Origin of the sequence: Vasconcelosia minhoensis LEGE 07310 (genome assembly GCF_015207255.1) — a bacterium.
Lineage (GTDB): Bacteria > Cyanobacteriota > Cyanobacteriia > Phormidesmidales > Phormidesmidaceae > Vasconcelosia > Vasconcelosia minhoensis.
The window spans coordinates 50,108-57,066 of record NZ_JADEXG010000030.1 but is presented as its reverse complement, the minus strand read 5'-3'; the positions used below and the strand labels follow the sequence as shown (position 1 = coordinate 57,066).

Sequence of the window (6,959 nt, the reverse complement as noted above, 5' to 3'; positions counted from 1 at the left end):
GCGATTGACGAGCGCGAGGCGACGGCGGCGATACCGCCGCGCAAGGATGCCAAGATCTGGTTCCACGGCAACCGCAAAGGCCCGGCTCATCCGCGCGATGAGAACCTCAGACGCATCCGCAAAGTGGGTCGCTCAGCTTGGAAAGAAGAAGTCAACTATCACCGCCGTTCGCTCAGCGAGACGGGGATGTACCGACTCAAAACCGTTTTCACAGGTGAGGTGTGTGCCAGAAAGATCGCAGCTCAAACCACCGAGTTGATGATTGAATGTAAGGCGCTTAACCGGATGACGCAGCTCGGAATGCCTGATAGCTACCGCGTTGCAGCCTAGAAAACGACCGAGATGGGAAACCCCTGTCCCTTTCTCAATTCATGCAACAAAGCCCCTTTAGGCCTTTAAACTTGACAGCACCGGCCTAAACTACGACAATCCTTAGCAAATCGATTCCTCAGCCCAGTTCAACTTGGAAACGGTTCTCCGCAGTTAATGACAGGCAAAGCCAATTGCCGTTTCACGACTGGATTAGCGCCGATAGCTGGGAATAGGTCCCTAGATTGATCTTAAACGGCACAGCGCGAAGGCCAGCATTAGCCCTATTCTAACCGCACTTCCTGCTCAATGCTAAGTCCATCTAACCACTGCCGATCTTCAGTGACGTGGGGAAATTTGATCTGCGCCGCCGAGATGCCCCGCTGGATCATCCGCTGTCTGAGAATTTCAAAGCTTCCCGAAGGCAGGATTCGCAAGCGCGGGGGGGCGATTTGGTCCCGTCGCTTAATGGCATAGAATTTCTGCACACTTTGCATAATGACTTCAAACTGCTGCAAAAATTTCTCAGGGTCTGCCAGTCGGTCGGCGGGGGACAGTTCAATGTTGACCAAGTAGTAGGCGGGAAGATCCTTTTTAGGTAAGGTGATACAAAAATTTCCGAGCGTGACCTGAAAAATCTTTTGCAGCTGCTGCATCGTAGCCAGTACGTGGGCTTCTGTTGTTTTTTCAGTAGAGGCTGAGATGACGCCGCCCCGACGATGCAGAAACCGCATCAGGGGAGCCTGTTCAAAGAATCCCTCAATCTCAACCACGTCGCCCAGGTCATAGCGATAGAAGCCGCTGTAGTTGGTCAACACAATTCGATAGCGGCGGCCTACCTCCAGCTCCCAGGCCATCAGCGTTTTAGGACAGTCAGTCTCCCACTGGTCTTCAGGAACAAATTCAATCAGAGTACTTTCAATCGCGGGAATGGCATTGTCAGTATTGAAGTCATAGTGAACGCCCAGATTTCCTTCAGAACAGGCATAGATGCCGCCAAAGATCGGCAGGTCGCCAAAGTATTCTGGGAACTGCTCGAAGTAAAAATTAGAAGTGCCTGCTCGCGCTGTTACCATTAGCGATAAACCGGACCATGCTGTTTGGGGCGTCAGCCGTCCGTAGGACTGATAGATTTGCCGGAGCTGGGCGGCCCGTCTCGGCGCAGCGGACCATTTACGCTCCAGGCGCTCTCGCAGCTGCGGTTCTAGCTTGATCCAGTCGGCAATTTGCCCCACTTCGATATCCTGGATCAAAGAGTCGGCGTGCTCTTCTAGCTGCCGACACATCTGCAGGGCTAGAATTGGAAACGTCGCTAGAATCACCCGCAAGTTTGGATCTCTTAGGGCAAACATGAGACAGATATAATAGCGAGCGGTCGTATCGGCAATCTGATAGGCTTCAGGCGGATGGACAAACAGCAGATTTCGAGAGAGTCCATCCATCAGGTACATATCGCTCGTACTGACCGGCGCATAGCTGATGCCGGAGGCCGTCTGTCCGTGGGGGTTGACCGACATGGGAAAGAGAATCTTGCCGAGGGGCCGCTGATCTCGCAGTGCTGCCTTAATTGCAAACCCAATCGCAGTGCGGCTGGAGCGGGAGAGAAACCGCCGCGATCGCGCCGTCACTGGAATAAACTTCTTTTGTCCGGTCGAGCCGCTGCTGATGTTGAAGTAAATTAGCGGATCGGGCACCAGCACGTTCGCTTCGCCATGGGCCATGCGCTGAATGTAGGGCGCAAAGGCACTGTAGGGCCGAATCGGCAGGCGCAAGCGAAACTGGTCGATGGTCTTGATTTCAGAGAGCTTATGCTCGCGTCCAAATTCGGTATCCTGGTGAGACTGGAGCAGCGATCGCAAAAACGTCTCCTGCGCCTGCTCGATCTGCTGAACATGTTGAATGAGTCTAGCTGTTGAGCGCTGGGCGAATGCCTGGAAAGCCAGATTCATCAGGGGATTTGCCATGTCTCTCAATTCTCTCTACGCAATGGGGACTCAAACGGAAAGCAGCTGCTGCTCGATATGCCGCAGAGCCGAACCGCTGCGAATCTCCTGGGGTGAAAAGGCCATCCGGGGCGCGAGATAGTGCAGCGCATAGTCCTGACGGATGCGCTCGGTGCCGCCGCTGGTGATGTTCAACAAAATGCAGTCTGTTTTTTTCAGCGCATTGGCCTCAGCCGCCTGGAGTAAGGCCGCTGTCGCAATGCCAGCCGAGGGACTAATATCGATGCCTTCGAGTTCCTTAAACAGGCGGCGGGCGCGAACGGCGGCTGAGTTAGTGACCGCGTACATTTGCCCCCCGGTCTGGGTTAGCGCATCGTAGACTCCACCAGCGATCGCATAGGCCGGGCTGCGATTGGTCAGCACCTTAGCCGAAACCTGATTAATCTGCGCCTTGGTCACCCCCTCACGGCGAGCAACAAGGGTGCGGCTGCCCCGCTTCCAGGCATCGACCATGGGGCTAAAGGGACTATTTTGGGCCAGGTGTAGCTGCATAGTCTGGTTGCCAAAGCGGCCATCCTGGAGCAGGCGCTGATTGGCTTCCCAGGCCGAAATGCCGCCCGTCCCCGAGCCTACCGCCTGGAAGTAGTGCGCCGGAATCTGGCCTAAGGTCGTCACCGCGTCCAGTACAGTCAGCCCCATGCCGTCCCGCCGGGCCACATTAGCCGCTCCGCCTTCGGGAAAGAATCCGTCTAGCTGACCGATCTGCTGGGCCAGCGCGATCGCGTCCGCATAGTCGCCCCCGTCACTGACGACGATCAGCCGCACGCCGGGATAAAACTTAGACGTAGACCAGATCGCGTCCAGATTTTTTTCAGGAATCACCAGATAGAGCGATCGCGCTAGGCTAGAGCAAATGTGGGCAAAGGCCCGGCCCGTGTTCCCGGCCGAAGCCACCACCAGAGTGCGACGATGATGCTCGGGCACCCGGGCCAGCACTGAGGGGGCCTCTAATTCCTTGAAGGAGCCCGTGAGCAGGTTCGCTGCTCGCTCTGGCCAGTAGCCATTGAAGCTGATGTAGAGCTGTTCTAGGCCCAGCCGCCGGGCTAGGTGGGTGCTTTGGTAGGTGATGGGTTTGCCACCTCCCGCTAAAAAATGGTCGGCGGGCAGCCAGTCGAGGAATCGAAAAATACCGGGGAGATGGGGCCTGATCGTCAGCTGCTGGGTGCGATAAACCGTACGGAGCAGAGACGGCGCGTGAGGCTGGTCACATTGCAGGCGAAACGGATTAGCGGGATAGTCTGCTCCACAGTGAACACATCGCAGACGGTAATGAGAACAATCGGTCACTGAATCATTGATTTTTGGCATATTTATGGGAACAACGGCCCGATAGTTTTCTAAACCTATCGCCCCTGACTCACTAGCTGTAATGGTGCAAAAGGCTGAACATCCTGGATTCCCCCTGACTGCAAAATTCAGACTCAGTATAAACAATAAGTGTCAAAAACTCGTAAAGGAGATCGCGCCGGGACCCTGTAGGCAGCCGTTAGCCTTAGCCGCTAGTATCTTCCCAAAGCTGACTGGGCGCATGGTCAGGGCAGTAGGCCAGCCCTTCGCCGTCCTGAATGATGGCAGCCCGATCGCACTTGCAGCAGCTTGGAAGTGCTGGATTAGATGAAGCTGGCTCAGCGGTCTGACTGGGCGGTTGCAGTTCTAAGTGGTTCGACATGATGGCGTTCATTAAAATCAGGTTTATAGGGTTTTCGTAACTTCCAAAGGTTTCTAAATCAGCGGGGCTAAATCAAGCGATTTAACAAAGCCTCATTAAATTTTATCCGTAGTATCAAGTCTCTGTGGCAGCGGCCTTCAGCCGCAATCCGCGAATCCTGACATCGGCAGTGCTCTATGATGGGGTGGGCGTTCAGCAATGTGGCCCGGCTTCAGCTCAACTTGGCCAAAGCTCGATTCAGGTCCGTCCACTACTCTTGGGAGTCCCATGAACCATCTGGTTTTATCAAAGCTGAAGTGGATCAAGGCCGTCCGCGACCCCAATGGCTGGGCCTACACCCGCGATCGCTTTCAGGATTCGCCACACACGATTGATCACAACTATGTGACGATTTTTCCCTTGGACTTTGCCACCAACAAGGCTGAAATGATCGAAGCCGCAGACCAGATCGCCCTGGTGCAAAACGGCAAGCTGACTCATCTGGTCGAAATCCTAGACTGTGAGCCCTATGAGGGAAAGCAAGGGTTTCATCGGCTCTGCCGGGTGCTCTGGTGGCGGCCAGATATTGCGGACTGGACCGCCCTACCGCCGCAGCAAGACCTGCTCGGGTTCGAGCCCGCTTTGCCTGACGACGAGGCGCATCAGATTGATACGCTGTCTGGCTTCGCGGCCCGCTGGGGCGAAAATGGTCGGCTGGCCGGGTTCCAGTCGTTTTTCGCCGAGCGGCTTTGAACCCGCTACAGGTCATGGTTTTGACTCAGCCGAATTGGTGATGGGCTTAAAAGACTGGCTGCTGCTGCTGCTGCTTTCCATGCTGTGGGGTAGCTCCTTTTATTTTGTGGAGATTGCCCTGCGCGACCTGCCGCCGCTGCTGATTGTGGCGGGACGGCTCGCGATCGCGGCCCTCACCCTGAACCTGATTCTCTATCTGCGGGGCGAACGGCTGCCGCGATCGCCCCGGGTCTGGCTGCGGCTGTTTCAGCTGAGCTGTGTCAATAATCTGGTTCCCTTCAACCTGATTGTTTGGGGGCAGCAGTATATCGAAGGCAGTCTAGCCGCTATCCTGAATGCTACAACGCCTCTATTTACGGTCGTCTTAGCCCACTGGCTGACCGCCGATGAGAAACTCACCTACAGCCGTCTAAGTGGCGTGACGATTGGCTTTGGCGGCGTCATCGTGCTGGTCGGACCAACCGTGCTGAGCGGCCTAGGCTGGGACGACCTAGGACAGTTTGCAATTTTAGGGGCGGCCCTGTCCTACGGGCTAGCGGGCATCTATGGCCGTCGCCTCAGCCCGATGTCGCCGACGGTAGTCGCAGCGGGCAGCATTACCGTCAGCGCCCTGGTGATGCTGATCATTGCTCTAGCGTCAGCCCCGGGAGTGATTCAGTTCAGCCCGGCGACGGGGATGGCGTTGCTTAGCCTGGGCGTCTTTTCGACCGCCAGCGCCTACCTGATTTACTTTTCCCTGCTGACCCGAGCTGGTGCCACCTATGCCAACCTGGTAGCGTTTTTGATTCCCCTCAGTGCCTCGCTGCTGGGTATTGCGCTGCTGAATGAACGGCTGCCCTGGAGCGCCCTAGTCGGTATGGCGGTAATTTTTGTCGGCCTGGCTGTGATGGATGGTCGCCTGCCGCCCCAGGGCTGGCAGCTGATGCCCTGGCAAAAGCCGCCGCCATAGCGCCAGGCAGGTCAGCCTGACTGCCGGTCTATAAGACAAATAGACTATAAAGAAACCTGGCCTCTTTTAAGCAAACTCGATGTCCGCACAAGATTCTGACTGGTTTGAGCCGCTCTACGCCGACGCCCTGGCCCAGGGCGACCCGGGCCAGATTCCCTGGGCGCTGATGGAGGTGACGCCCTATCTGCAAGACTGGCTAGAGCAGGCCGCGCCGGAGAGCACGGGTCGCTCTGCCGTAGTCGTCGCCTGCGGACTGGGCGACGATGCCGAAGCGCTGGCGAACTATGGCTTTGAGGTCACCGCCTTCGATATTTCAGCAACCGCGATCGCGTGGTGCCAGCAGCGCTTTCCCAACTCATCGGTCCATTACCAGGTAGCCGACCTCTTTCAGCTGCCGCCCGACTGGCGATATCGCTTCGACCTGGTCTACGATTTCCGCACGATTCAAGCTCTGCCGGTAGATATCCGGCCAGAAGTAATTGAGCAGATTGCGGCCCTGGCCGCCCCCGGCGGCACCGCCCTGATCGCCACCTACATCCGCCAGTCTGAGACGCCTCCCGATAGCGCCCCCTGGCCGCTGACCCTGGCAGAGCTGGCCCATTTTGAAGCTCTGGGTCTGGAGGTAGTGCGGCAGGATCGGTTTGTCAACCGCGACAGTCGCTTCCGAGATCGCGTCCGGGTCGAGTACCGAGTCCCCCAAGCGGTTGGAACTGCTAGCCGCTGAAAAACTGTCCGACTTGCAGGTCTAGCTCAGGAAACGCGACGGGCCGGAGGCTGCCCTGACTCACTCGCAGCTCAGTCCCATAGGTTTCACCCAGCGGGTCGCTAAACCGAAAAATTTGGCGATTTGCCAGGTCTATCACCCAGTATTCTGGAATCCCGGCTGTGGCATAGACTCGCTTCTTTTCGCCCAGGTCATAGGCCAGGGTCGATTGGGCGACCTCAATTAGCCAAAAAATCTCTGCTGCTGAAGGATGGCGCTCTCTATAGCGATCGCGCGGCGGCTGGACAACGGCGATATCGGGCTGAGGTTCAGACTGGGCCAGCGTAATCGGGTGCGCTTCTCGCACTACAGCTCGATGCTTCAGCTGGGCCCGCAGATAGCTCGTGCCGGATTCAGTCGTGTAGGCATGGCCTGGGCCTTCCGGTGCCATCTCAATCAGGTCTCCTTGCAGCAGCTCAACCCGACGCTGACTGAGAATGCCGCTGTCAATCAGCCGATGGTAGTCATCCACCGTCCATTTCGCTAGGGCTGTCACCGCGCTGCTCCCGCTCTGTCGCGTAATCCATTAAATTT

Annotated in this window: 7 protein-coding genes and 1 pseudogene; 4 read left to right on the top strand and 4 right to left on the bottom strand. The window is 56.8% G+C overall.

The window, feature by feature from the left end; all coding sequences use genetic code 11:
• A pseudogene (locus tag IQ241_RS13710) lies at positions 1 to 330 on the top strand (IS5-like element ISLesp5 family transposase); the annotation flags it as partial.
• A gap of 263 nt (positions 331 to 593) precedes the next feature.
• Here IQ241_RS13710 and IQ241_RS13705 read toward each other — a convergent pair.
• The 3 genes from IQ241_RS13705 to IQ241_RS13695 all read right to left on the bottom strand — a co-directional run bounded on the left by IQ241_RS13705 (position 594) and on the right by IQ241_RS13695 (position 3,981).
• Positions 594 to 2,273: a GH3 auxin-responsive promoter family protein gene (locus tag IQ241_RS13705; RefSeq protein ID WP_193908056.1), complete on the bottom strand. Its 1,680-nt coding sequence runs from the start codon at positions 2,271 to 2,273 to the stop codon at positions 594 to 596.
• Positions 2,274 to 2,303: 30 nt separating this feature from the next.
• Positions 2,304 to 3,599: a cysteate synthase gene (locus IQ241_RS13700; RefSeq protein ID WP_322743658.1), complete on the bottom strand. Its 1,296-nt coding sequence runs from the start codon at positions 3,597 to 3,599 to the stop codon at positions 2,304 to 2,306.
• Positions 3,600 to 3,804: 205 nt separating this feature from the next.
• Positions 3,805 to 3,981 carry a hypothetical protein gene (locus tag IQ241_RS13695; protein ID WP_193908053.1) on the bottom strand — a complete coding sequence of 59 codons (177 nt, stop codon included), beginning with the start codon at positions 3,979 to 3,981 and terminating at the stop codon, positions 3,805 to 3,807.
• 267 nt (positions 3,982 to 4,248) lie between these two features.
• Between IQ241_RS13695 and IQ241_RS13690 the strand changes: the two genes are divergently transcribed.
• From IQ241_RS13690 to IQ241_RS13680, 3 genes are all read left to right on the top strand, one after another.
• The gene (locus IQ241_RS13690) at positions 4,249 to 4,713 is read left to right on the top strand and encodes a hypothetical protein (RefSeq protein ID WP_193908051.1); all 465 of its coding nucleotides are present in this window, start codon (positions 4,249 to 4,251) and stop codon (positions 4,711 to 4,713) included.
• 40 nt (positions 4,714 to 4,753) lie between these two features.
• The gene (locus IQ241_RS13685; RefSeq protein WP_193908079.1) at positions 4,754 to 5,662 is read left to right on the top strand and encodes a DMT family transporter; all 909 of its coding nucleotides are present in this window, start codon (positions 4,754 to 4,756) and stop codon (positions 5,660 to 5,662) included.
• Between the two features lie 79 nt (positions 5,663 to 5,741).
• Positions 5,742 to 6,386 carry a class I SAM-dependent methyltransferase gene (locus IQ241_RS13680; RefSeq protein ID WP_193908049.1) on the top strand — a complete coding sequence of 215 codons (645 nt, stop codon included), beginning with the start codon at positions 5,742 to 5,744 and terminating at the stop codon, positions 6,384 to 6,386.
• Here IQ241_RS13680 and IQ241_RS13675 read toward each other — a convergent pair.
• Positions 6,376 to 6,921 (bottom strand): Uma2 family endonuclease, encoded by a 546-nt coding sequence (locus tag IQ241_RS13675; protein ID WP_193908047.1) that lies wholly within the window; start codon positions 6,919 to 6,921, stop codon positions 6,376 to 6,378. The genes IQ241_RS13680 and IQ241_RS13675 overlap by 11 nt on opposite strands.
• Positions 6,922 to 6,959: the final 38 nt, after the last annotated feature.